General features: G+C 38.3%; 23 protein-coding genes. 12 read left to right on the forward strand and 11 right to left on the reverse strand.

Going from position 1 to position 26,086, the window contains the following annotated elements; genetic code table 11:
* Window positions 1-83: 83 nt before the first annotated feature.
* The 4 genes from MCBB_RS03585 to MCBB_RS03600 all read left to right on the forward strand — a co-directional run bounded on the left by MCBB_RS03585 (window position 84) and on the right by MCBB_RS03600 (window position 2,701).
* The gene (locus MCBB_RS03585) at window positions 84-629 is read left to right on the forward strand and encodes a PadR family transcriptional regulator (protein WP_071906485.1); all 546 of its coding nucleotides are present in this window, start codon (window positions 84-86) and stop codon (window positions 627-629) included.
* 38 nt (window positions 630-667) lie between these two features.
* Window positions 668-1,450: an EFR1 family ferrodoxin gene (locus MCBB_RS03590; protein WP_071906486.1), complete on the forward strand. Its 783-nt coding sequence runs from the start codon at window positions 668-670 to the stop codon at window positions 1,448-1,450.
* A 158-nt stretch (window positions 1,451-1,608) separates the two neighbouring features.
* Window positions 1,609-2,121, forward strand: a complete 513-nt coding sequence (locus MCBB_RS03595; protein WP_071906487.1) for a hypothetical protein — start codon at window positions 1,609-1,611, stop codon at window positions 2,119-2,121.
* A gap of 109 nt (window positions 2,122-2,230) precedes the next feature.
* A complete protein-coding gene (locus tag MCBB_RS03600; protein WP_071906488.1) occupies window positions 2,231-2,701 on the forward strand; it encodes a flavodoxin family protein in 471 nt (156 codons plus the stop codon).
* A gap of 81 nt (window positions 2,702-2,782) precedes the next feature.
* On the opposite strand, the gene MCBB_RS03605 is transcribed toward MCBB_RS03600, so the two are convergent.
* Entirely contained in the window at window positions 2,783-3,631 is an 849-nt protein-coding gene (locus MCBB_RS03605; protein WP_071906489.1) for an alpha/beta fold hydrolase, read from the reverse strand.
* Between the two features lie 157 nt (window positions 3,632-3,788).
* Window positions 3,789-4,481 carry an endonuclease/exonuclease/phosphatase family protein gene (locus tag MCBB_RS03610; RefSeq protein WP_071906490.1) on the reverse strand — a complete coding sequence of 231 codons (693 nt, stop codon included), beginning with the start codon at window positions 4,479-4,481 and terminating at the stop codon, window positions 3,789-3,791.
* A 263-nt stretch (window positions 4,482-4,744) separates the two neighbouring features.
* On the opposite strand from MCBB_RS03610, the gene MCBB_RS03615 reads away from it, so the two are divergent.
* The 7 genes from MCBB_RS03615 to MCBB_RS03645 all read left to right on the forward strand — a co-directional run bounded on the left by MCBB_RS03615 (window position 4,745) and on the right by MCBB_RS03645 (window position 17,234).
* A complete protein-coding gene (locus MCBB_RS03615; RefSeq protein ID WP_071906491.1) occupies window positions 4,745-7,486 on the forward strand; it encodes a DEAD/DEAH box helicase family protein in 2,742 nt (913 codons plus the stop codon).
* 84 nt (window positions 7,487-7,570) lie between these two features.
* The gene (locus MCBB_RS03620; RefSeq protein ID WP_071906492.1) at window positions 7,571-9,478 is read left to right on the forward strand and encodes an endonuclease NucS domain-containing protein; all 1,908 of its coding nucleotides are present in this window, start codon (window positions 7,571-7,573) and stop codon (window positions 9,476-9,478) included.
* A 66-nt stretch (window positions 9,479-9,544) separates the two neighbouring features.
* Window positions 9,545-11,668: a KAP family P-loop NTPase fold protein gene (locus MCBB_RS03625; protein ID WP_071906493.1), complete on the forward strand. Its 2,124-nt coding sequence runs from the start codon at window positions 9,545-9,547 to the stop codon at window positions 11,666-11,668.
* Between the two features lie 52 nt (window positions 11,669-11,720).
* Window positions 11,721-12,938: a restriction endonuclease subunit S gene (locus tag MCBB_RS03630; protein WP_071906494.1), complete on the forward strand. Its 1,218-nt coding sequence runs from the start codon at window positions 11,721-11,723 to the stop codon at window positions 12,936-12,938.
* Window positions 12,932-14,419, forward strand: coding sequence for a class I SAM-dependent DNA methyltransferase (locus MCBB_RS03635; RefSeq protein WP_071906495.1), 1,488 nt, complete (start codon window positions 12,932-12,934; stop codon window positions 14,417-14,419). Before MCBB_RS03630 ends, MCBB_RS03635 begins: the two co-directional genes overlap by 7 nt.
* A 162-nt stretch (window positions 14,420-14,581) precedes the next feature.
* Window positions 14,582-15,772, forward strand: a complete 1,191-nt coding sequence (locus tag MCBB_RS03640; protein WP_071906496.1) for an MFS transporter — start codon at window positions 14,582-14,584, stop codon at window positions 15,770-15,772.
* 466 nt (window positions 15,773-16,238) lie between these two features.
* Entirely contained in the window at window positions 16,239-17,234 is a 996-nt protein-coding gene (locus tag MCBB_RS03645) for a tetratricopeptide repeat protein (protein WP_071906497.1), read from the forward strand.
* A gap of 97 nt (window positions 17,235-17,331) precedes the next feature.
* On the opposite strand, the gene MCBB_RS03650 is transcribed toward MCBB_RS03645, so the two are convergent.
* A complete protein-coding gene (locus MCBB_RS03650) occupies window positions 17,332-18,324 on the reverse strand; it encodes a hypothetical protein (RefSeq protein ID WP_071906498.1) in 993 nt (330 codons plus the stop codon).
* Between the two features lie 286 nt (window positions 18,325-18,610).
* On the opposite strand from MCBB_RS03650, the gene MCBB_RS03655 reads away from it, so the two are divergent.
* Window positions 18,611-19,165: a LabA-like NYN domain-containing protein gene (locus MCBB_RS03655; RefSeq protein ID WP_071906499.1), complete on the forward strand. Its 555-nt coding sequence runs from the start codon at window positions 18,611-18,613 to the stop codon at window positions 19,163-19,165.
* A 249-nt stretch (window positions 19,166-19,414) separates the two neighbouring features.
* On the opposite strand, the gene MCBB_RS03660 is transcribed toward MCBB_RS03655, so the two are convergent.
* The 8 genes from MCBB_RS03660 to MCBB_RS03695 all read right to left on the reverse strand — a co-directional run bounded on the left by MCBB_RS03660 (window position 19,415) and on the right by MCBB_RS03695 (window position 26,026).
* Entirely contained in the window at window positions 19,415-19,948 is a 534-nt protein-coding gene (locus tag MCBB_RS03660; protein ID WP_071906500.1) for a DUF2115 domain-containing protein, read from the reverse strand.
* A 130-nt stretch (window positions 19,949-20,078) separates the two neighbouring features.
* A complete protein-coding gene (locus tag MCBB_RS03665) occupies window positions 20,079-20,597 on the reverse strand; it encodes a DUF2115 domain-containing protein (protein WP_231916396.1) in 519 nt (172 codons plus the stop codon).
* Between the two features lie 99 nt (window positions 20,598-20,696).
* On the reverse strand, window positions 20,697-21,212 hold the full coding sequence (locus MCBB_RS03670) for a DUF2115 family protein (protein ID WP_171899078.1): 516 nt from the start codon (window positions 21,210-21,212) through the stop codon (window positions 20,697-20,699).
* Window positions 21,209-23,284: a DEAD/DEAH box helicase gene (locus MCBB_RS03675; protein WP_171899079.1), complete on the reverse strand. Its 2,076-nt coding sequence runs from the start codon at window positions 23,282-23,284 to the stop codon at window positions 21,209-21,211. The genes MCBB_RS03670 and MCBB_RS03675 overlap by 4 nt, the downstream gene beginning before the upstream one ends.
* A 124-nt stretch (window positions 23,285-23,408) precedes the next feature.
* A complete protein-coding gene (locus MCBB_RS03680) occupies window positions 23,409-23,702 on the reverse strand; it encodes a hypothetical protein (protein ID WP_071906504.1) in 294 nt (97 codons plus the stop codon).
* Entirely contained in the window at window positions 23,699-24,175 is a 477-nt protein-coding gene (gene moaC / locus MCBB_RS03685) for a cyclic pyranopterin monophosphate synthase MoaC (protein ID WP_071906505.1), read from the reverse strand. The genes MCBB_RS03680 and moaC overlap by 4 nt, the downstream gene beginning before the upstream one ends.
* Window positions 24,176-24,503: 328 nt before the next feature.
* Window positions 24,504-25,631, reverse strand: coding sequence for a cobalt-precorrin-5B (C(1))-methyltransferase CbiD (cbiD, locus tag MCBB_RS03690; protein ID WP_394327147.1), 1,128 nt, complete (start codon window positions 25,629-25,631; stop codon window positions 24,504-24,506).
* Window positions 25,632-25,768: 137 nt separating this feature from the next.
* Window positions 25,769-26,026 carry an MJ0307 family thioredoxin gene (locus MCBB_RS03695; RefSeq protein ID WP_071906506.1) on the reverse strand — a complete coding sequence of 86 codons (258 nt, stop codon included), beginning with the start codon at window positions 26,024-26,026 and terminating at the stop codon, window positions 25,769-25,771.
* Window positions 26,027-26,086: the final 60 nt, after the last annotated feature.

Consider the following 26,086-nt stretch of genomic DNA (forward strand, 5'->3'; position numbering starts at 1 on the left):
TCTACCTGCCCTTATGAAGATCTTTCATAAAACTTAAATATATCTTTTTGATATATATCTTTTGGATAGATAGGAGGTTCGGGATGGCGAGGGAGAACATTGCAAAGTACATAATTCTTGGATTATTATCAATACAGCCATTATCTGGTTATGGAATTAAAAAATGGGTTGAAGCATCAATCTCCAACTTCTGGAGCATCAGCTACGGTCAGATATACCCAACGCTCCAGAAGATCGAGGCAGAGGATCTCGCAGTGAAAAGGGAATTCAAACCAGATAAAGGTCCAAAACGCAACCAGTACACCATAACAGAAAAAGGAAGGCAGGAATTTATAAAATGGCTTCAGAGGGATGAAGCCGGAGAGTACGAGATACTCCTCAAAATCTTCTTCGGAGCCAGACTCTCCCCTGACGAAAACATCGAAAAAATCCAGAGATTCCGTGAAAAACGGGTTCATGATAGGGAAAGACTTGAAAAAACACTGGAAGATCTTCATAAAAACCTTGATGAAAGTGAGGACAATCTGTACTTCCTTTTGATCACGTCATTTGGAATAACGTCCTATAAATCCCAGATAGAATGGTCTGATGAGGCTCTTAAGCTTTTGAACGATAAAAATAATCAATAAAAACATTTCAATGAATTGGTTATAGATGGTGAATAAAAATGAGCATGAAAAACGTTGATCTCTACTACTTCTCAGGCACAGGAAACACCAGACTCGTTGTTGAGAGGATGGTTGAAATTTTCGGGAAAAATGGAGTTGATGCCGCCCTGAAGAAAATAGAAGATTCCCGACCTGAAGATGTGGATTTGGACCACACATTGGGGATAGGATTTCCAGTTGCAATACTTTCAACCTACAGTTTCGTATGGGACTTCATAAATGCACTTCCAGAATCCCCGGGGACTGAAGTGTTCATGTTGGACACCCTTGGAGGATACTCCGGGGGAATCGTTGGACCCCTGAGGAATATCCTTGAGAAGAAGGGATACAAACCCATTGGAGCCTGTGAAATAGTAATGCCCCTGAACATATTCTACATCCAGGACAGGGCTGTTTGTGATGAAAAGGTTAAAAAGGGGCTGCAAAGGGCTGAAAAATATGCGTATGCATTGATCGAAGGTAAAAGTCAGTGGGGACGCGTTCCAATCCTTTCTGATGCCATGAAAACAGTTTCAATGGGTGGTCTGAAGCTTGCAGCCTGGGGGCCACACCAGAGGTACCTTAAGTTCAGGGTAAACCAGTCCCTTTGTAACGGATGTGGAACCTGTGCAGATCTCTGTCCAGTTGGAAACATAAAAATGGATGAACATCCAGTTACAGGGGACAACTGTCAGTACTGCATGCGCTGTGCTTCATTCTGTCCTCGCGGTGCAATTCCATGTTTCATCAATTACAGGGGCAAAACCTACGCTGCCATGAAGCCTGGTGAAATGCTTAAATGAGTGTATGATGTCTGTGAGGGATTATCATTATACTGGAAAATTTGTAAAAAAACCATTCCATTCCAATGCATACTAAGAAAACCAAATCGCATAGTAACTTTTTAGAAAAAAATATATATCCTCCACTATAAAAGTAAAATTATATTAAAGGTGATGAAATGGAAAAAGAAGGTTTACTCGTACCAATTTTAATTGTTCTGGTCATTCTGGGAATTATTCTTGTTTTTGTGTTCTCAGGGGATAACACCTTCAAAACAGGAAACGTATCCTTCCAGTACCCAAGCTCATGGAGTCAGGACCATACAGTTGGAGAATTCAACAGCACAGCCCTGTACTCTGAGGTGACACTGACCAAAGATGTTGCAGCAGGCAACACAACCCAAACAGCTTACATAGTACTTCAGATGCAGAAGAGAACAGAGGGAGTTCTCCAGTTACCAAGTGCATCTGCACTCGCAGGCAACACAACCAACTCCAGTGTTTCAACTGTGGATGTGGCTGGATTCAAGGCATCTCAACTTGCAAACTTCGGCCCAAACCTGTCCCAGAAGATAACCATAATCAAAACACAGGACTTCTACTACACCATTGAGTACATAACCCCTACAGGAGCTTTAAACGAAACAGAAGATGCATACAGCACAATACTCCAATCTCTAACTATCATTTAGAGATATTAACCACTTTTTTTATTTTTAAATGGATGATGTATAATTCTGCTGTAACTCTTAATGGTAAGAATTATTTGTTTGAGAATGTAAAGATCTGGGATGTGAGTTAATGAAAACTCTTTTGGTTTTGTATTCGTATCATCATTATAATACTGATAAGATAGCTAAAGTCTTTGCTAAAGTTCTTGATGCAGAAATAAAAACTCCACAGGAAATTAAACCGGACGAACTTCAAGAATACGATTTAATAGGTTTTGGCTCAGGAATTTATAGTGCAAAACATGATAAATCTCTACTTAAACTTGCCGATGAGCTACCCGGAGTGAATAATAAGAATGTATTCATTTTTTCAACTGCAGGAATGACTGGGAAATCCAAAGTCCACAAGGATCACTCTATGCTTAGAGAAAAACTTGAATCAAAAGGCTACACAATTGTTGATGAATTCCAATGTAAAGGTTTTAACACCAATAGCTTTCTCAGGCTCTTTGGGGGAATGAATAAGGGTAGACCTAATGCTCGGGATTTAAAAAATGCCGAAGATTTTGCTGTGAACTTAAAGGAGAACGCAGTGGAATAACAAAAAATTATTTAGAATAATATTTGATCATGCTCTGAAAAACCATACTTTTAATCTTTAATTCCCTGAATATTATAAAATTCATTTAAGAAAATCATCTAAAGCTTGAATAAATTCAGGGCTTCTGTCACGAGGAAGCCAGTGACCACAATCCTCCAACTCAACCAGTTTAGAATGTGGAATTAGAGTATGGGCTCTTTCTACATCTCTGCTGGGTACCAAAGAATCTTTTTTCCCAGTTAAAAGGAGTACGGGCATTATTAGATTATTTAATTCATCAATAAAACATGTTCTAAGCTTTGATTTTTTAACTTCGCTTAGTTGAAATGTTCTCCAGGCTTGACTGCTCTTGGAGTCACTTCCGGCCAACATAACTTGTTCCACAAGGGCTTCTGTCATTGCCTCGGGATTTACCATGATTCTTTTCAAACTGGTCTTTAAAAGCATTTTATTAGAAAGAGTCAGATTATTTATACTGTCGTAGATACTGGGATGTTCCAGTAACCATTTTGTAATTTTAGCATAGGGAATTTTATCAGTCAGCCCGTAAGGGGCAATTAAAACCAGTTTTCTAACTTTTTCTGGATGATTGAGGGAATAACTCAGTGCAATACCACCACCCAGTGATAAACCTGCCAGATCAATTTTTTCATATCCTAAAACTATTAATAAATTATCCAAAAATTCATGATACCATTCTATGGTGTAAGGGACATCCGGCTTATCACTCTTACCATATCCAGGCATATCTGGGGCAATAATATGATATTTTTCACCTAAAGTTGCCATAATGCTCCCATAGGAAAGTAATGCGGAGTCAAGCCCTCCGCCATGCAGTAAAATCAGGGGATTGTCTGATTGTTGGGCAAATGATTCATAGAATATAATATTGATGCCATCAACCACAACTGAACGCTTTTTAATATTCATATTATATCCTCGGTAGGTTTAATTGGTGTTATATTGTGCGTTATACATATATTTGGATTAAAATATTAAAATATTTCTAAAACTCCTATATTTTTAGTAATTTTTAATTAAATTCGATATAACTATCTTTAAAAGAAATATTGGATAAAATAAACTTTCAGAATGAATATTCCATTATTAAAGGCGCATGATCACTCATTTTTTCTTCTCTTTTTTTAGAATCATGTCTAACATCCACCACTTCAAGTTCTTTTGCTAACGTGGGGGATAAGAAAGCGTAATCAAATCTGAATCCATTTCCAATATTACTATACCAAGTATAACATTCAGAGGCATCATTTTTGTAGTGGGTCCATGAATCAATCCAGCCAATATCCCGTAATTTTTTTAATTCAGCTGCATTGTATTGGGTGCTGTTCATTGAATCTTCTTTGGTGCAACTGTTAAAATCACCGGTGATTATACAAGGAATATCTTTATTTTCCTGGGCAAATTGGAGAATTTTCTGCCAAACGGCATCCTTGAATTTTTTATCTTTACTTGCAGTGGGCACATAAACACCTAAAACCCTTAGATTGTAATCTGAAAGCTCGATTCCCAGCAATCTGCTTTCCCTTTTAATTAGAGAAAAAGGATGTTTTGATGCCACTAGAACTCCCAGGAGATCATCAGCACTAGTTTCATAAGAGTAACCTTCCTTTTTGAGAGTTTCCTTTATCTTCTGTCCGTTTTCATTGTCCTTATATTCGCCCAACACTAAAAGATCTGCATTCTGATTGATTAAATAATCCAGAATAGAATCAGTTCTCCTTTGACCACCGAAACGTAGATTTAAACTTATTAATTTCATATTGCTCTTTAATAAATTTCGACTATATAAATTATTCCATTAGAAGGGTTGTATCCGTTCATCTAAACACCAATAGTAATGAAGAATGTTCCATTCCGGAATAGATTATGAACTCAACGAGACAATGTTGGGCAAAAGGAATAATTATTACTTATTTTTATATTATTAATATTAATTGGGTTTCTGAAGGCCTGTAACCTTGATTATGACTTTGAAAAACAAAAATGATAATTTATAAATAAAAGAATCCTATTTTATTAATTATGAGTACTTATCCTGAGAACTTCCAGCCAAAAACAGAATATCAAACAAGGAAGGAACTCATCGATCCCGTGCTGAAGAAAGTGGGCTGGATGGATAGGTACATCAAGGAAGAAGTCAACTCAGTCAAGTCAGACTTCAAAAACAAGGATTTCATTCTTTTTAAGGGCAACCCTGAACACAACGTTGACAGGTTCATTGATTATCTACTTCTGGACGAGGACAACACACCCCTGGCAGTCATCGAGGCCAAGAGGTTCACAAAAAACCCTGAAAATGGAAGGATACAGGCAAGAACCTACTCCAAGGACATTGAGGGTCAGATCGGACTGAACGTTCCTATCTTTTTAACCAACAGTGCCATCTGGCGTTTCATAGATGAAGATGGGATTGAAAGAAAGGTCAGTGGACCATTCTCCCAGGAAGACCTCAAACGCAGAAGAGAACTCCACAAAAAATGGAGAGACCCTGCAGCTGTTAAGGTAAACCCCAGAATCGTGGACAGACCCCGCAGCATCAAGATAGTCAAGGAACTGGCAGAACATTTCTCACACGGCCACAGAACAGCCCTGGTGCAGATGGCAACAGGAACAGGAAAGACAAGGGTTGCAATGGCAGTCATTGACCTTCTCATAAATGCAAACGTTGTCAGGAACGTGCTCTTCGTTGCAGACAGAATAGCACTGGTTGACCAGACAAAAACAGCAGGATTTGAACAGTTCTTCACAGAACCAGTTGCAGATCTGAGGGACGGTTATAAAAGCACAGCAAGACTCTACGTATCCACAGTACAGACACTCATGGGTGGAAAGATGGCTAAAATGTATGAAAGGTTCAGCCCGGGATTCTTCGATTTAATAGTCTTCGACGAGGCCCACCGTTCAATATACGACAAGAACAACCTCATACAGCAGTACTTCGATGCCATAATGATTGGACTCACAGCCACACCACGTGAGAGGGAGAGCCAGAGCACCTACGAACTCTTCGGCTGTGGTGAAGGCAAACCCACAGTTGAATATAGCTACGACGAGGCCATACGCGACGGTGTGCTCGTACCCTACCACGCCGAGATCATAGACACCAAGGTACTATCACTGGGTATCTACGGACTGGAACTGGACAAACGCCTTAAAGATCAGCTCAGAAGGCAAGAGGAGGACCCTGAAACCTTCGAGGTCACAGGTTCAGACTTCGACAGAATATTCATGGATGACAAGACCAACGAACTGGTGATAAGGGAGTTCATGGATGGCTGCTACAAATCTGATGAGGGAAAACCAGCCAAATCCATATTCTTCTGTGCAAGTCAGCGCCATGCACGTCAGGTTAAGAAGGTCTTCGGAGAGCTGTTCCCAAAACTTTCAGGGGATGTGCAGGTCATAACCTCAGACATGTACAGGGCAGAGGATGAGGTCAAACGGTTCAAAACAGGTTCAGAACCGAGGATAGCACTATCCGTTGGAATGCTCGACACAGGCGTGGACATACCAGAGGTCTGCAACCTGGTCTTCATAAAACCGGTTTTCTCCAATGTAAGGTTCTGGCAGATGCTCGGAAGGGGAACACGGAACTTCAAGTCATGCAAACACCCTGAATGGCTTCCAAACAGGGACAAGAAGGACTTTCTCATATTCGACTTCACGGTGGGTGGCTACTCCAACATCAGGATCCACACCCAATCCAACGGTGTGACTGAAAAGGACCCCAAAAAAAGTGTTATGGTCCAGATATTTGAAAACAGGGCAGAACTACTTTCCAAATCTCTCACAGAAAGCCAGAAGGAACTCATATCCTGTAAGGTCATGGAGAACATTGATGCACTGGATGAGGCTTCATTCATAGTCAGGGAGAAGCTGCCTGTGATACAGGAGATACGCTCCAGTAACCTTGAAGACTACGTTGAAGAACTTAAGGGGGAGATTGCACCCTTGATGATACTTGAACCCGGTGCAAACTCAGTTGTATCATCCTTCATACTCAAAACAGAGAACCTCTTCGGATTCATACTGGAGAGGAAGCATGAGGACATAGCCAGGATCAGGCGATACGTGAGCGGAATGCTCAGGAACATCCTCACCAAGAACAACCTCAACGCGATAAAGGACAATGAGGATAAAATATTCAGGGCCATGCAGAACGATTTCTGGGAGGATCTGAGCTTTGAGGATGTTGAATTCCTTGTCAGGGAACTGGCACCACTCATGAAGTACTTCGAACCAGAAAGGAAGGAGATCATTCAGAGTGATGCACCGGATTACGTTATGAGCAGGGAGCAGTTCGTGAAGGAGGTTGAAGAGGATCCCAAGATCAGGGAATTCTTAAATGGGAACAACACAATCTGGAAGATACGTGAGGGACAGGGAATCACCTCACCAGAACTCCTGGAACTTGAAAGGGAACTGAACAACCTCAAAGAGGGACTCACAATTGACAACGTCCAGAAACACCAGAACAAGGACTTTTTAATCTTCCTGAGAGAGATAATTGGTCTGAGCCGTACCGAAGACCCGAAGGAACTTATAGAGAAAAGATTCACCCAGTTCATAGTTGAAAAGAGCCACTACAACTCCAGACAACTGGAATTCTTAATGCTCCTGAAGAAGATCTTTGCAGAGCGGAAGCATGTTGAGCTGAGGGATATGGCTGAACCACCACTATCTGATGAGAATCCTCTGGAATTATTTGAGATTGGGGAGCTTGAGAGGATTGTGGATTGCTGTAACAGGATTAGGATGTGTTGAAACCACATTATAATTATTATAAATAATTTTTGTTTTATTTAAATCAATTTCATGAGTTAATACAAGATTAAACGGTGAAAAGACATGAGTTCAGAAGTAGCAAGTTACATTGAAAAGGCAAATGAAAAATTCAAAGAAAATGAACCTCTTGAAGCGATAGAATACCTTGACAAAGCAATTGAATTGGAACAAAATAATACCAAAGCGATTTTCTTGAAGGGAACTGGTTTGGTAGATCTTCAAGAAGATGAAAAAGCATTAAAATGTTTTGATAGAGTTTTAGAGTTGGATCCAAATTATACTGATGTTTATTACAACAAAAGTCTTGTATTACTCTATTTGGATGATTTTGAGGAAGCAGAAAGATATATAAATAAATTTTTAGAATTTGAACCTGAAAATATCAATGCAATCATCTTAAAAGGTTTAATACTTGCAGCATCTGACAAAAAAACTGTTGCATTAAGTTATTTTGATGATGCCTTAAACATTGATTCAAATTCATTTTTAGCCCTAAAAAATAAAGGAATAACACTATCCGAGCTTGAAAAATATAAAGAGGCCATAGAATCTTTGAAACTTGCTCTAAAATTAGAACCTGAAGATGAAGATTTATTATTCTATTTAGGATTATCTTTGGCTTGTTTAAACAAATTTGATGAAGCAATTAACTTCTATGACAAAGCTTTAAATGTAAATAAACATAATTCTTGGGTTTTATATTATAAATCCTGTGCTTTAGCTGATATAGGCAAAGAAGAAGATGCAATTAAATGTTTAGATGAAATTCTAAATTTCGAACCAGAATTCACAAATGCACTCACATTGAAAGCAGAATTATACAGGCGTCTCGAAAAGTTAGATCATGCCCTGAAATGCTACAAAAACGTAACAGAAATAGATCCTGAAAATCTTGATGCATGGATCGGCATGGGAAATGTTCTGAAGGATATAGGGAAAAAAGAGGATTCAATTAGAGCTTACGAGAAATTTATCCAAGTTGTTAAGAAAAATAAACGTTCAGATCTTGATCTTCAATCTAAAAGAGTTAGTGAGTATCTTAATTGGGTTAAAAGTGGTAAAACCATAACTTTTTCACCTAAAGAAAAACCTCAATACTGGCAGTGGTCCACAAGACCAGAATATTTCCTTGAATGGGATGGAAGTGAGAAAAAATCCCTTGAACCAAATGATTCAATTTACGACCCTGGAAGCTTTTGGACATGCCACAAGGACACCCTTGCAGGAGATTTAATCCTGCTTTACAGAGCAGGTAAAAAGAACGGCAGGGAGTACATGGACATTAAATACCTCATGATGGCCAGAAGTGATGCCTACCCACTGGATGATCTCGATGTTGAGGATGGATGGAACTATGGGTGCGATTACATTCCACTTTTCAAGTTTAAAAAATCACTGAAACTCAGTGAAATGAAAGCTGAACCAAATCTCAAAGGTTGGAATGCATTAGGTGCTAAATTCCACAGGAAAGTTTACAAAACCAAGGATATGTACTGGAAATATCTCATTGATCTTTTAATGAAGAAAAATCCTGATTTTGCAGAATTCTGGAATACATTCGACAGGAAGAAGGTCATTGCCAATATAAAAACAGAAAAAGAATTTGAAGATAACCTGAAAGAGAACATCCATGTTCTGAAGAAATTTGGATTTGATCTAAAAGTTGAAAGCAGTCAGGAGCGTTGTGTTGGTGATGAAGGGTATATGGACTTACTCTGCAGGGATAAAACTAACAATGACTACGTTGTAATTGAGCTTAAAATAACAAAAGCCCATACAAGTGTATTTGGACAAGTATCCAGATACATGGGCTGGGTCATGGATCACAAAGCCAATGGTGAAGCTGTTAAGGGAATTGTGATAAGCAGAGGTTACGATAAGAAGTTCCAATCTGCACTCAAGACAAATCCAAATATTGACCATATCGAGCTGGTGGATGTTGTTTCAGAGCTTGGGATGAAGCTTAAATAATTTTTTTAATTTTTATCCTTTGCAATTACTTAAAAAGATTATAATAATGATTTAAGGTGGGAAAAAATGATTTATGATGATGATCCAATCGAACTATTTTCAGAATATTTTCCAGAAGATGAATTAGGCCGTCATAAATTTGCAATTTCAGTTGCTAATTCTATTCTTGCATATAAATCTAAAAAAAGTCTTGTCGTGGGAATAACTGGAGAATGGGGTTCTGGAAAAACAACTCTTATCAACATGATCTTAAAACAGATAGATCCAAATGTAATTAAAACTGAAGATGAAGGAAGACTAAAAAGATTTTTTAATAAGATTTTTAGAACTGTATTCCCGAATGATGTTAAAGAGGGGATCATACTCTTTAAATTTAATCCATGGTATTTTTCTGAGAAAGATCAATTATTATCTTATTTTTTCTTAGAATTAAATAACCAACTTAATAAAATTGAAGGATTTAAAGATATTACAAAAAAGTTGAAATCATACTCTTCTCATTTACTCACAGTACTTGGAATAGTTGTTTTCCCTAAACAAACGCAAGCTACAGTAGGCTATTTGGATAAAATAGGTCATTTTGATAAAACTGAGGATATTCAGTCTTTAAAAAATGATTTATTTGATTCTCTTAAAAAGAAGTCAGTAAAAATATTGATTACTATTGATGATATTGATAGACTTGATAAAAAAGAGATTAAAGAAATATTTAAACTTATTAGGTTAATTGGTAATTTTCCTAACACTATTTATTTAGTATCTTTTGATAGGAAAGTTGTTGAAAAAGCATTGGAAGAAGAGGGCATTTCTGGAGAGGAATATCTTAAAAAGATCATACCTGTGATGTTTGAAGTTCCAAATATAGATAAAAGCGAACTTAAAGATCAATTTTTTGAGAAAATTACTGAAATTAAAGATTTAACTGGAGAAGAAGAAAGTATATTGAGTAACTTATATGATTCTGGTTTAATTCATTTTTTCAATAATTTAAGAGACTTAAAAAGGTTTGTTAACACTTTATACTTCACTTATATTCCTGTTAAAGATGATGTTTACTTTGCAGATTTTGTGGCAATCACAGCGTTGCAAATGTTTCAACCGGATCTTTACAAACAAATAAAGAATAATAAAAAGTTATTCACTAGTTGGAAATCTGATTTCAGAGATAGAGATGAAATAATAAGGAATATTAATGAGATAGTTTATGATCTAAATGATAATTTATCTCCGGATTTAAAGAAGAATATACTTGAATATCTAAAAAATATATTCCCAAAACTTCGTTTAATTTATAATAACTACGATGCACGTTCTGATGCTCCTGAATGGGCTCAAGAAAAAAGAGTTTGCCATGAAAGTTATTTCCATAGGTATTTCAAATTTTCTGTTCCAGAGTGGGATTTTTCAGATGCAGAAATGTCTGAGTTCTTGGGGATGCCTAATGAGCAAGATTTTGTGAAATATTTAGAAAATAACGAAAAAAGTGGAATAATACTATCTGAGCTGCATTGGTTTGTAGAAAAAAACAAAATGAATGATGAAACAATTGATATTGTAATTGGAAGTTTGTTAAGATATGGTGATCTAATTTTGGAGGATCCTTTTACATTTGGAGCAAGTGAAAAAATTAAGATACTCCGAATATTGATAGCATTATATAATAAAATTGGTTATGAATCCTTTTTGAAGATATTTAAAACAAAAATAGCCAGTGATACTATTTACACAGCATGTGGATTTTCAGATAGCTTAATTAAGGATCGAAAATCTTTAGATCCAAAATTAACTTCTGATCAAAAAGATACATTATTAAAATTTATGTGTTCCAAAATTTATGATATTTTCAGATTTTCTCTCAGAAACCTTAAAAATCCTCTAAATATTCTATACTTCTATCAAATCAACTGTAAATCTGCAGGTTCTATCCTTTCAATTTTGGACGTTGATAATTTTATTATCTTATTTTCAGATATCATTTCAAATGAGCTAAGCGTTGAAGAGAATTTAGACAGAATAAAACGTAATAATTTGATAGATGATATGATTGATGATATAAAAAATAAATTGAATGATATAAAAAGTTCAAGTGATTTTGATGATCTTAAAAAGGATCATAAAGACTTTTTAGTACTTTTTGAAAAAATTTTGGAAAAATATGATGGCCCTATTATCTTTGATGATGAAATTTAAGTGATATATGGCCTTTTAAGTTTTAATCTAACATTTTATAAGAGGATATGTTATGGAAGCTCATTCATGGAATAAATGGAAAAAAGTTAAATTAGTTGAGGTTGCTCAAAGTATTAAAGCAGGAGGCACACCAAAGAGGACAGTTGATGAGTATTGGAAAAATGGAAACATTCCTTGGTTAAAAATTTCCGATTTAAAAAGCACTTATATAATCTCTTCTGAGGAAAAAGTAACAGAAGAAGGTCTGAATAATTCCTCAGCAAAGTTATTTCCAGAAGGAACAATTTTATATTCGATTTTTGCTACCTTAGGTGCAATTGGGATTTTAAATTTTGAATCTGCTACAAATCAAGCAATTGCGGGGATAATTCCAAATAATGAGATTGTTGATACAAAATATTTGTATTATTGTTTGATATCGGAAAAAAAGAACATAGTGGCCAAGAAAAGTCGTGCTACTCAAGATAATATCAACTTAAAAATTTTAAAAAATCATGAAATCCCACTCCCACCCCTTAAAACCCAGCAAAAAATAGTTGAAGTCCTTGAAAAAGCTGAAAAGCTCAAGGAATACCGGGCTGAAGCTGATGTACTGACTGATGAATATTTGAAAAGTGTTTTCCTGGAGATGTTTGGGGATCCTGCTAATAATCCCAAAAAATGGCCTTTGAAAAAATTCAAAGATTTGATGGTAGGAACCCCTCAAAATGGCTTATATAAAAATTCTTCTTATTATACTGAAGGAGAAGATGGACTTCCAATTTTAAGAATAGATTCATTTTATGATGGTAAAATAGAAAATATTCAAAATTTAAAGCGTATTATTTGCACAAATGAAGAAATAAACAGATTTAAACTAAAAAATCAAAATATTGTTATTAATAGAGTTAACAGCATTGAATATTTGGGTAAATGCGCATTGGTTGAAGATCTTTTAGAAGAAACTGTGTATGAATCAAATATGATGCAAATAGAACTCAATTTATCTCTTATTAATCCAGTTTATTTGACCAAATTCTTGTGTACTAATTATGTGCACAACCAAATCATTAATAAAGCAAAAAAAGCTGTTAATCAAGCCAGCATAAACCAAAAAGATGTTAACTCCTTGAATATCTTGCTTCCACCAATCGCACTCCAAAACCAATTCGCAGAAATCGTCAAAAAAGTAGAACAACTAAAAAAACATCAAAAACAATCCAAACAGGAAATAGACAACCTCTTCAACGCCCTAATGCAGAAAGCTTTCAAAGGAGAACTCACATGTTAGATTCAGATTTAAAGTCCAAGATAAATCAGTTATGGGATAAGTTCTGGAGTGGGGGTATCAGCAATCCCCTCCAGGCAATAGAGCAGATGTCCTATTTATTGTTCATGAAACAGCTTGAAGACCAGGACAATGCCAAGCGGGACAATGCCAGACTTGCAGGTGAAGATTTCACATCCATCTTCCAGGAATGTCCAGAGTGCAGATGGTCGGAATGGTCAGAGTACTCCTCAGAGGAGATGCTTAGCCACGTGAGGGACAAGGTCTTCCCATTTCTCAGAAACCTGGGGGATGAGGACTCCCTCTACTCACGCTACATGAACGATGCAGTCTTTGCAATTCCAACAGGAAGCCTGCTTACAGAAGCCACCAAAATAATTGAGAAGATGCACATAAAGGAACAGAACCGTGACACACGTGGAGACCTCTACGAGTACCTGCTCTCAGAACTCACAACCGCAGGTAAAAACGGCCAGTTCAGAACACCCAGGCACATCATCAAGATGATGGTGGAACTTGTAAACCCCAAAATCGGTGATGCCATCTGTGACCCAGCCTGTGGAACCGCAGGATTCCTGATAAACGCCTACAGCTACATACTCAGAAACAACACATCAGAGGAATTCATAAAACTGGACGATGAGGGCAACGAGTACAACTTCAAGGGAGACAGGCTGGACAAGGAGGACTGGAAGCTTCTCAGGGAATCAAGCTTCTACGGCTATGACTTTGACCGTACCATGACCAGGATATCCCTAATGAACCTCATGATGCACGGTATCAGGGACCCAAACATTCAGCAGCTAAACACTTTATCAAACCGTTACAACGAGGACAAACGCTACGATGTTGTCCTTGCCAACCCACCATTCAAGGGAAGCATAGACAAGGCTGAGATAAACCAGAACTTCACAATCAAAACCACCAAGACAGAGATACTCTTCCTGGAGCTTATGTACAACATCCTTGTCAGCGGTGGAAGATGTGCAGTTATCGTACCCCAGGGAGTCCTCTTCGGTAACAGCAGGGCACATAAATCCATAAGAAAAAGATTGTTAGAGGACTGCAGACTGGACGCTGTGATATCCATGCCATCAGGTGTTTTCAAACCCTACGCAGGAGTTTCAACTGGAATACTGGTCTTCACCAAGGGAGAACCAACCAAGAAGGTCTGGTTCTACGACATGGAGGCAGACGGCTACTCATTAGACGACAAGCGAAACTTCATAGATGGTAAGGGAGACATACCAGACATCCTTAAGAAGTTCAAAAACAGGGAAGATGAGGACTTCACAGACAGAAAGGCCAAGTGCTTCTTCGTACCCTTTGAAGAAATAAAGGAAAATGACTACGGACTTTCAATCTCCAACTACAAGGAAATAGAGTACGAGGAAGTTGAGTACGAAGCTCCAGAAGTTATCAAAGGGAAGATAATTGAGTTGGAAGAGAAAATTCTAACTGGATTGAAGGATTTAGAGATTTAGAAAAGCCACAATCTCCCTTTTTTACTCATTTTCAAAGGTCCTTGGTTCATCCTAAAAATGATAATTATCAATTTTTTACTGAAAACAGCATTGAAAAAATTAAAAATTACAGCTAAATATAGCAGCTAAACATATTTTGAATTTTTTTAGAAGGATAATAACATGAATAAGGAAAAATTATGGACAAAAGAGTTTATCACATTATCTGTGGTTAACTTTTTAATTGCTTTGATATTTTATCTATTGTTGGTTACGATAGCTTCTTATGCCATAACCAGATTTCATACTTCAACAGGTGTAGCTGGACTTGTTTCAAGCATTTTTGTTATTGGAGCTTTGTTTGGTCGATTAGGAATTGGACGCATTATTGATGATGTGGAAAATAGGAAAATTTTAATTGTAAGTATAATATTCTTTGCCATCCCATCTGCACTGTACTTTGTGGCAACCAGTTTGCCATCGTTAATATTCATCAGAATTTTACAGGGAATGGCTTTTGGGGTGGCAACCACAACCATAGCAACAATTGTTGCCCAGATTCTTCCTGCCAATAGACTCGGAGAAGGCCTTAGTTACTTTAGTATAAGTATAATATTGGCAACAGCACTAGGCCCTTTTATAGGAATTCTTTTAACGGAGTATGCAGATTTTAACGTGATTTTTATTTTTAATTTAATATTGGTTATCTTCTGTTTTTTCATGTCCTTTGCAGTTAAGGAACCAGCTCATAAAATATCTAAACCAGACAAAATTAAAGGTGCAAAAATCTTTAAAATTTCAAATTACCTCGAATTTAAAGCGATACCCATTTCAATCATTGCCTTAATCATTAGTTTTGCTTATTCAGGTGTATTAACTTTTATTTCAATCTATGCTGAGCAGATCAATTTAGTAAATGCTGCAAGTTTCTACTTCATTGTATTCGCAGTTACAGTCGTGGTCTCAAGACCATTCTCAGGTCGTTTAATGGATGCTAAAGGTGCAAATATCGTGATGTATCCTTGCTTTTTCATTTTCGCAATTGCCATGTTCTTATTTAGTCAAGCAAACTTTGGACTTGCTTTATTATTAGCCGGAGCATTGTTTGGGTTAGGTTTTGGTAACCTTCAATCCATTTCCCAGGCAATTGCCATACAAGTAGCTCCCCCACATAAATTAGGACTGGCAACAGCCACTTATTATATGTTTTATGACATGGGATTTGGAGTAGGACCCTATCTATTCGGATTTTTCATTCCATTCCTAGGATACCGCGGTTCATATTCAACCATGGTCATGGTGATACTTGCAACCATTGTTCTTTACTATTTTCTACATGGGAGGAAGGAAAAGCAATTAATAACTGTTAAATAGATAATGATGCTGGGAAGTATGAAACTAAGGTCGCATCGTATTGATAAAGTAAATTAATGTGCCCTTTATTCGTTTTTTCCTTTAAAAATGTCAGGTAGTGAATAAATATTTATAAAAAAGGAATTTTTTTAGTTTTGCTCTCAGGTTGGAATTTTTTAGAAATTCTTTTAATAATTTAGGAAATATTCCAAAGTTTTATTTAACCTTTAACCCGATTCGAAGAATGGAAATTCATAAAATGTGGTCTTGCTTGTGGATTGTTTTTTAAATTTATTTTGCAGACATAGAGTTAAGTATTTAATCCTGAATAATCTGATTGATAATTATAAATAAAGATATCCTACCTTATTAACTATGAGAACTTCCAGTCAAAAAACAGGGATTCCATATTTCTAAGGCAGTTCCAAGGCCCAGGAGTTCTGATTAGTTTTAAAAACAATTTACAGGAATAAAAGGGTGAAAAAAGATGACTTCAGAAGTATCAAACTATATTGAACTGGCAAATGAGAAATTTGGGGAAAATGAACCTGCTGAAGCAATAGAATTCCTTGAAAAGGCATTGGAATTGGAACCAGATAATGTTACAGCAATTTTCCTTAAGGGAACGGGCTTGATAGAACTTGGAGATGATGAAAGAGCATTGCAGTGTTTTGATAAAGTTTTGGAACTGGATCCAGGTTACACTGATGTTCACTACAACAAGGCTCTGGCATTGTTATACCTGGATGATCTTGACGAGGCAGAACGATCCATAGACAAATTTTTAGAATCTGAACCAGAAAACATCAACGCAATCATCTTAAAAGCTTTGATAATGGCTTCTTTGGGTAAAAAGACTCTGGCTTTGAATTACTTCGATGATGCACTCAGTATGGATCCCAACTCATTCTTAGCCCTGAAAAATAAGGGAATAACCTTATTTGAGCTTGAAAACTATAAGGATGCCCTAAAATATTTGAATCTTGCTTTAAAAATGGAACCTGAAGATGAAGACATATTACTGTACCTTGGATTGGCATCAGCATCTTTAAACAAGCTTGATAAAGCAATAGGATTTTATAACAAAGCTTTAGATATAAATGAACATAACACGTCTATAATCTACTACAAAACCTGTGCCATGGCAGATATGGGCAAATTAGATGAAGCAATTAACTGCATAACTGACATCTTGGAGGTTGAGCCGGAATTCACAAGTGCACTCACCCTGAAGGCTGAAATCTACATGGGCCTTGAAAGGCCAGAAGATGCTCTGGAATGCTACAAAGCAGTAAAAGAAATAGATCCAGATGACCCTGAGGCATGGTTGGGTATGGGAAACGTTCTGAAGGATCTTGAGAAAAAAGAGGATTCAATCAAAGCATACGAGAAATTCATTGAGGTTGTCGAGAAAAATGAGCTTTCTGATTGGGATCTTGAAGTTGGTAGAGTTCGCGACTACCTCAAAACTGTAAAACCATAAAGATCATTGAGTTAAAGTAGAATAACTGGATTGGAAGATGGGAGTTTAGAAATAATTTAAGGGTTTAGAATGGATGTTGGGATTTAAAGGATCATCCTCAACCCCTTTCCAAAATCTCCTTCTTTGCTTCAAGCTCCTTTATAATCCTGTTTGCACTTTCAATAACTTCTCCCATAACTTCCGGCTGTTTCTTGGCCTCAAGGCCTTCAATTTCCTCTTCAAAGCTACGCAGGACTATGATCTTCAGCCTTTGAAGCTCTGACACGTATGAGGGAAATATGTTTTTGATCCGCAGGTAGTAGTCTGGATCGTACATTATCTTCTGAATACCGTTTTTATCATCCATTATGGCGTTTAAAACGTTCACAGACTTTGGTGGTTTAAGATCAAGCTCCCTGCTGAATTCTTCCTGTGCTCTGCGGTACTCTTCGCGGTTTTTAACCTTTATGTGGGATCCCTTCTTCTCCATGATCATGTTCTTGAACATGCTGGCGTTGGAGCCGTAGAATATGCTCTTCTTGAAGTGGGGATAAAATTTGGAAACGTTGTTCAGGTAGGTGCTTGCAGTTTTGAAGGGTTCATCTGATGCGAATGCGAAGGTCAGTGTGTTCTTAAAGATGTTGTACAGATCATCATCATCTGAGTAGTAGGACTCAACAACTGATAAGATCTCTTTCCGGGTCAGTTCATTTGCCGTGAGGTGTTCTGCTATAACTCTGTTTTTCTTACTTTTGGAGAGCGGCTGATCATTTGCACTGGAAATTTCAGGGTTTTCCTCACTTCCAGCTCCACCTTCCATAGTATCAACTTCTTTTTCAACGTCTATCTGCTTCAATTTAGCCTGGAATGCCTTCAGGGCCCGCATGGTTGGGGATTCCATATCTGCACTGTAGAACTGTGCATCTTCAACCATTCTTGTGGGCTTTATTAAACCACAATCCTTTAGCTTGTTGAAAAATTCCTGAAGGGAGTTTCCGCCAATTTCTGCACATTCGAGAAGGTCTTCTTCGCTGTATTCTGAGTGGGGATTTGATAGAAGGAATTCTATAACCTTGACCTGGGGGTGGTTTCCAAAGATTTCTGTCAGCATACTTCACCTCTATTTTTCATTTTCAGAGCAATCGTATATTTAATATTTTCCAAAATAAAATTCTTAAAAATCCCATATTCAAGAATAGTTTTAAAATGAAGTTTTAATTATTTATAATCAGTTTTTTAAGTTTTTATTTCTGTAAAACTGTCCCAAAATACTGAAGCTGCGTTAAATGACTCCATGGATAACCATGTTTAAATACCTCAATTATTAATATCAGATTCACACAAGCAATATAATTAAAAAAATAAAATAAAAAAATAAACATTATACAGGTTCCAAGATGCAAGAACGCGTAATGATATTCATAGATGGTGCAAACCTGTTCCATGGCTGCAGCAACTACAAGAAGGGCTATAAAATTGATATGCTGAAACTTCGGGATGAACTGGTTGGAGGCAGGAAGCTTGTAAGTTCCCATTACTACGCTGCAATTCCAAGGGAAAATTCAAGCCAGTTCCCAGCCCAGAAAAGGTTTCTGGACATGCTAAGTTACAACGGCTTCAACGTAACAGCGGTTCCCCTCAAAACTCACAGGGTGACTGTGAAGTGCGACTACTGTGGAATGGAGAACCATACAACTGAACAGGTTGAGAAGGGTGTGGATATTGCACTGGCCACTGATCTCATATCCTTTGCAATGGACGACCAGTACGACACAGCCATAATCGTTTCAGGTGACTACGACTACTTCAGGGCCATTCAAGAGGTTCAAAGAAGGGGTAAAAAGGTTGAAATAGCCTACTTCCTTATCCAGGGAATAACAGAGGAATTCATACAGGTTGCAGATAACTTCATTTCTTTAAATGGAATTGCAGATAAGATCACTAAGGAATGATTTGTTTTGAGTTTTTTGAAGGCTCAGATTCTGTACCCCAAAACATGGTTCTACTGTAGAATTTTAATGAAAGTTTCATTTTAAATTTCAATGAAGTGTTACTTTTTAATTTTAACAAGAATATTCGAGATTTTAATTTCAAAACTTAAAAAAAATCATTATAACTCCTTATTTTAAAAAAGTTCTATTAAATATGCGATTTATTTTAAAATAAGAAATTAAAATCGATAAAAACTTTAAAATTCATGATTAAATCGCATTCGCATCCTGCACCGACACGCAGAACCTGCAAAGCGCACTGGGATTTCTCTTCTGCCTGTCTTTCACAGGACACAGATACTCTCCACCCTGGAACTTGAGGATGAAACCCCCTGGAAATTTGGTTCCAACGGGATGTATGGACTCCTCACGTATGAAGGTTGTGTAAGTTGCAACGATACGGGCGATCCTCAGAAAGCAGAGCTCCCTGTCACTTTTAGCATTTTCCTTCTGTTCATCAAGGAGCTTGAAGAATCCTCGAAGCTTAACCATGTCCACGAAACCATGGTAGTGATCATCATCCTCCTTTATGTCCTTGATTCGTGTGAAAAATGCCTTTGAGAAGGTTTTGATGTAATCCTCCCTGTAGCCTCTGGGCATGAACTGGGCATCCTCCTGGAAGAATGCAGTTGCAAGCATGATATCCTTCATGTGAAGGTTATGGGCTTCCTTTTTGAGAAGGGACAGAAGCTCCTCCTTGGTCATTTTCTCCTTCAGGGGAGTATCAAGAAAACTTTCAGGCATCGGGGCACATCCATTTATTTACATCAACATCCTTATTCATATCAATTTTGGGTAAATATCTTGAAATAGGATCATATAGAATCAATTTCAATAATTTAATGATTTTAATTTATTAGAGTCTTGGCAACTTTTAAACATCTTCGTCCTGCTCTGCAATGCAGAAACCACACACAGCCCCTGGATTGTCCTTCTGTTTCTCCTTAACCGGGCATAGATAATCATCGCCCACCTTTTTAACCTTGAAACCACCAGGAAAAGGTGTTCCAACAATGTGTATGGGTTCCTCCAGAACGAAACTCGTGTAAATGGACATAACACTGTATATCCTCCAGAAGCATGGATTGAACTCGCCTTCAACGAGATTCTTCTCCTGATGTTCCAGGTTATCCAGTGCATCCTTCAGTTCATCCACATCCACATCGGAAGGATAGGGGATGTTGTCATTTCTTAGGTCCCTCAAACGTGTTAAAAAGGCCTTTACGTAGGATTTCAGGTACTCGTCGCGGTAGCTCTCCTGAACGTACCTACCCTCACTGACCAGGTAGCTGTGGGCCTCCATGATATCCATCACAGAGATATCATGAACCTCATTTTTCAGAGCCTCAACGAGTTCAACCTTTTTAAGGGGCTTTTCAAAGTCAAATTTCATTCCCTGCACCATTTAAATATAAATTTAAGAGTTAATTCCATTTTATGAATTAATTCCTTAATTTTCGAATTAATTCTCATTATGGTAAAAGATGAATTTTCAAACATCCTCGTCCTGTTCTGCAATACAGAATTTACAGAGGGCATTGGGGCTTTCCTCTTGTTTCTCTTTGACAGGACATAAATAGGTTTCACCATTCTTTTTAATCTTCAAACCCCCTGGAAACTGTGATCCAATGATGTGTATAGGTTCTTCCAGTATAAATGTTGGATACAGGGTTGTTACATAGAGCACCTTTTTTAAACGAGGCTTTGAATATTTTTCATGGTGTTCAAACAGGCTTTCCAGATGGTCCACTGTGCACTTCAACTTTTCCATATCAACGTAAGAATTGTATGGAGTTTCATCTGTTTTTAAATCCTTTAAATATTTTAAATAAGATTTTATGTAGAATTTGATGTACTCATCTTGGTAGCTCTTCTGAACGTACTTTCCTTCCCGGTTCATCTCAGTGTAGATCTCCATTATATCCTGTACTGAAATTTCATCAGCCTCATTTTTGAGCATTTCCACAAGTTCAACCTTCTTAAGGGGCTTTTCAAAGTCAAATTTCATTCCCTGCACCATTTGAGTATTGATTCCGCAGTTTTTGGACCTATACCTTCAATACGCAGGAGTTCCTCACGTGAAACGTATCGAAGATCCGTTCCAAAGGCATCAACAAGGGCACGTGCCCTTCTACGTCCCAGACGCTTAATTGATAGTACCATTGGCACCAGATCCTCCTTAACACCGTAGTAAAGCCTTGCAGATAGGGTGTCAAGTTCGTTTAGGCCTGTGTAGATCCCTAGAACTTCACATATCTTCCTGAAGAACTTCACAAGGAGCGAAGCCTCGTAGGATGTTCTCCTGGTTGATGCAGCGTAGACGTTGAAGGCATTCTCTATCTCGTACTCACTGCGTTCATCCAGCCACTCCATGAGGGTTGCAGCCGTTGCCTCAGCCAATCCCATGTCCACTGCAAAGATACCTGCCTTGGATAACCGTTCCCTGACAGGATCCTTACTCTTACGGCCCTTGAATGTGATAACTGGAATGTCAGGGGTTCTTGCAATCTCATACAGTAATTTTTCAGGTTCGATGTCACCGGAACGTGCAAACTCCCTGAGTTTAACTGCTGTTTCAACTGTGTAGTTGCTCTTGGCAATGAGCATTCCAAAATCAGTTGCTTTAAGCCCGTCAGGTGTTGCACGGATTATACCGTTCTGCATGAGAAAGTCAAGGGCTTCCTTCAAATCGTACTCCATTGATTCGGCTGAAAATGCAGACATGTACTCGTTGTGGGACATCTGAAAACCGTAGAATGTATCGTTGAAGAACTCCAAAATCTCCTGGGGGCTCTTTGCAAGGCTGGAAGCCACCTGAGTTATTATCTGCTTGTAAACCGCATCCCTGTTCTCAATGAGCTTGGAATTGGTTGTTTCTATCTCACCGTAGATGTAATGGTCCTTGAGGTTGAATGCCTCATCAACACTCTTGGCAATGAGGTAAGAGTATCCCTCATCATCGTAGCCTGGCCTTCCAGCCCTTCCAGACATCTGCTCGTAGTCGAATACAGGTATTGGTTGGGGGCCTTGCCCTGTCCATCGTGTGTAATCCCTTATAACAACGTTCTTTGAGGGAAGGTTCACACCGTACATGAGGCTGGGGGTTGCAGTTATCATGAGGAGGTTTCCTGCACGGAACTCATCCTCGATGATCTCCTTCTGTTTGTCGAACAAACCCGCATGGTGAAATGCCACACCGCTCTCAACACACTCTGCAAGCTTCAGACAGACAGCTGTTGGAAGGGTTCCTCTGCGTTTTGGAACGTCCAGTATCTTCTCCGCAACCTCCTTGAAGACCTTCTTCTTCTCAGCAGGTAACTTCCGTTTGATCTTGCCCGCTATGTGGTTTGCAAGGGATTCTGTGAATCTTCGTGTTGATACAAAGACAAGGGCCTGGGATTCCTCCTCCATGGACTGGTTCAGTATCTTCAGGATGACATCGTTTTTGTTCTTAAGTCCAAGTTCCTCGGTTGTGAGCACGTCCTTGTAAAGTGGCACCGGACGGTAATCGTGCTGAACTACATGTGCATCCATCCATGAGGAAAGTTCAGGCATATTCTGGAGTGTTGCAGAAAGTGCAACCATCCTCATACTCGGGTTCAGTATCCTTGAACGGGTTATTGCACATTCAATGGTTGGACCCCTTGAGTACTCCCCTATCATGTGGAATTCATCGATGATGAGGAGATCAATCTCCCTGAGGGTATTCCATGAGAAACGTGTCACTGCATCGAAGGATTCAAAAACCATAACCGCAATATCAGAGGATGAAGGATGCTTTCCAACCTTGATTCCAAACTTCTCAAAGGCTTTGAACTCTTTAACCTTCTCGTTCTGGATGGATATTAATGGAACTGCATAAACTGCCTTACCTCCCTTCAACACAGTGTTCAGGGCTGCCATAACTCCAAGTAGGGTTTTTCCACTGGCAGTTGGAATGGCTATGATGTAGTTGGTTTCATCCTCCAAATATCCAGAATCAACCACGGCCTTCTGTGCAGGGTTCAACTCATTTATATTGGGATAAGAATCCTTTATAATCTCTCTGATTTCCTTTTTTATAGTTTCCATGACCATCAAATCGTAGGGTTTGATTAAATTTTAGCTTTTTCCATGTTTCATTAGGTTCTGTAAAAATTGTTGAAGGTTTTTTAACATCTAAACTGAAGTTCCGCACTGATTTCAAAATCAACTGGATCTTATGTTAAAACTCCATATCTCCCTTTCTGGCCATGACCCAGCTCAAACCAAGGATGGAGCCCAGGATAAATATCTGAAGTACCTGTCCAGGTTTTGGCATGTGAATCCCAAGGGGCAGAAAATTCACAAGGGGAGATTTGGATAGATGAAAGGTTTCACTTTGAATGTTCAAGTCTGCATCATCAACTGCAAGATCTGAAGTCCTGTTCCTGTTGATTCTAATGTTCTGTGAGTATCCGGCACCAACCATGGAAACCAGTATCATGACAAAAATAAGCAGGGCAATTCTACTCTTCAAAGTCCCACCTTCTCCTTCTTGACAACTTCAATGTCAGATATTCTGGTTGATGGGTATTGGCCGTTATCGTCCTTTTCAACACTTTTAACCATGTCCCATATGGTTAGAAGTCCAACACTTGCACCTGTAAGTGCTTCCATCTCAACACCTGTTTTTCCATCGCACCTGACACTCACCTCTATCTCGATGGTGTCAAGTTCTACGTTGAAGTCCACTTCAATGCCTGTTATCTTCAGGGCATGGCATAGGGGTATGGTGTGATGGGTTGATTTCACGGCGCTGATGGCAGCGATCTGTGCAGTTGTGAGCACGTTACCCTTCTTTATTTCATTGTTTTTGATGAGATCCACCGTACTTTCCTTTAAATAGATCTTACCCATTGCGGTGGCTGTTCTCCTCACAACTGGTTTGTCTCCAACCTCAACCATGTGAACACCACCCTCTGTAAGATGTGTAAACGTTTTTTCACCCATTTAATCTGCCTCCAACTCTAAAAAGATTTGATCTTGAATGTTTAACGAATGTTCAACAAATTAACCAAATACTTGAAGATTTTTATTGAATCAGTATCTCTCTTATAAATCATTATTTTCTTTTAATCATTTATTTTATAATGAATTTTGTAAATATTTCAATCTTATCATTTCATGTTGTATATCTCATATAAAATTTTATCATAAAAGTGGGGATATCTGAATCCCGGGGTTAAAGAAGGTTTAGTTATGAAAATTCCCAGATAAAAAAAATTTCCAAAATTAAAAAAGGCAAGGCATTGAGTTGATGATCTAGGGTCCTGTTTTTTTATGAATCCCCTCGAGATCCAACCTTTATCTCATGATTATCGTTAAGCACAGTTCCATCCATCCTCAGTATCACCACATCAATTTCCATTTGATACTTGGCAGTGCAGATCTCTTTAATTGAATCTGCAATACTGTCAAAAACAGGCAGTACCATGTTAAATTCATTGAGAACATCTATCATTTCCTCGGTTGTGTTGGACTCAAATATTCTCTTCACAACTCCATGATCTGCACCCTGAAGGGCTGCATGTGCCATTATAACCTCACGTCTGCCGTCTGCAATGCTGTGCTTGGTGTTGAATATGCCTGCAGCGATCTTGATGAGCTTACCTGCATGTCCAAAGAGGGTGATCTTCTTAACACCTGCTGATTCTGCTTCAGAGAGCATGTAACCCACGAAGTTGCTCATCTGAACCACCTCATCCTCCTCAACATCCAGGAGTTTCAATGCAAGTTTCTCTCCGATATTCCCCGGCACGAAGATGAGTTCATTATAGCCCTCAGCCAGTGAAACGTCCATCTGACACTTGAATGATTTTTTGTAACTGGCAACCGACATGGAACGGGCAACACCTGTTGTTCCAAGTATGGAAATCCCATCAACGATTCCAAGACGGGGATTCATGGTTCTTTTAGCAGTTTCCCTGCCCTCTGGAACTGATATCACAACTTCAGCACCCTTATAGTCCTGAAATTCCCTTTCAATAATCCTTTGGAGGTTGGATCGTATCATTTCACGTGGAACAGGATTGATTGCTGCCTCTCCAACTGGAACCTGGAGTCCGGGTTTTGTAACCCTTCCAACACCCTCACCACCATCCACAGTTATGCCTGGCTCCCTTTTCAGGGTCACCTCTGCAAAGAATTCCAGGTTTCTTGTAACATCAGGGTCTTTGTAGGGTCTTTTTATCACTGAAGCCCTTCCAGATGTTTCAGTCACTTTCTGGGAGCTTTCCACCTCTATATCCAGATGGGTGATGGGCGTCTGGATCTTCACAACCTTCACATCTCCCTTCAGGGATAGAAGTGCTGCAAGGGCTGCTCCTGTTGCAGCGCTGCCTGTTGTAATCCCGTACTCCTCCTCAGAAATTGGAAGGTTAACCTGTGGAATCTCTCTGTTTTCCATGGACTTACTTTAAAAAAAATAGTATTTAAAATTACCAAATATTCCTATAAAATTTAAAATTACCCTGTTTATAAAATACCACGTATTATAAAAAAAATTATAAAATGAAGGGTAGGTACCTCACAGTACCTATTTGATCATCCAGTTTCTTCTTTGATAGCTGCAACGAGTTCTTCCTTGCTTGGTGCACCCACGAATTTCACAACACCGTTAAGGGCAATTGCAGGTACTGCCATCAATCCGTATTCAACGGCCTTTTCCTGGTTGATGGATATGTCAATTTTTTCAACTTCTAACTGGTCACCCATATCCTTTTTAACTTCATTTACAAGTTCGATTGCCATTGGGCAGTATGGGCAGGAAGGGGATGTAAATACTTCGACTTTAACTACCATATTTATTCACCTCTTTTTTAACCTCAATTTTTTTTACTAATCATAAATGAATGTATTGTA

It is taken from the genome of Methanobacterium congolense (assembly GCF_900095295.1).
Taxonomy (GTDB): domain Archaea; phylum Methanobacteriota; class Methanobacteria; order Methanobacteriales; family Methanobacteriaceae; genus Methanobacterium_C; species Methanobacterium_C congolense.